The organism is Pseudoalteromonas sp. S1608 (genome assembly GCF_005887265.1).
Lineage (GTDB): Bacteria > Pseudomonadota > Gammaproteobacteria > Enterobacterales > Alteromonadaceae > Pseudoalteromonas > Pseudoalteromonas undina.
Window position 1 is genome coordinate 1 of the sequence record NZ_PNDK01000085.1, and the last position, 483, is coordinate 483.

A 483-nucleotide genomic window follows, 5' to 3' on the forward strand; every position below is an offset into this window, starting at 1 on the left:
ATGAGTCATCGGCTTCATCAACCAAAGAAGTCACTGTGCCAGATATTGGTGATGACGAAGTTGAAGTAACTGAAATTATGGTTGCAGTTGGTGATAGCGTAGAAGAAGAGCAATCTATCTTAAACGTTGAAGGCGACAAAGCGGCAATGGAAGTACCAGCACCCTTTGCCGGTACAGTAAAAGAAATTAAAGTAAATACTGGTGACAAAGTGAAAACGGGTTCATTAGTATTTGTTTTTGAAGTGTCAGGTGGTGATAACCAAAGTGCCCCTGCAGCTGATTCAAAAGCACAAGAGAAGCCTGCTGAACAAACATCGGCATCAAGCACTAAAGAAGTTAGCGTGCCTGATATTGGTGATGACGAAGTTGAAGTAACAGAAGTGATGGTTGCGGTTGGCGATAGCGTAGAAGAAGAGCAATCTATCTTAAACGTTGAAGGCGACAAAGCAGCTATGGAAGTACCGGCGCCGTTTGCAGGTACTG

Annotated in this window: 1 protein-coding gene; it reads left to right on the top strand. The window is 43.7% G+C overall.

Annotated elements, in window-relative coordinates; translation table 11 throughout:
* On the top strand, nucleotides 1-483 hold a 483-nt coding region (locus CWB75_RS18795), incomplete at both ends, for a biotin/lipoyl-containing protein (protein ID WP_283234845.1).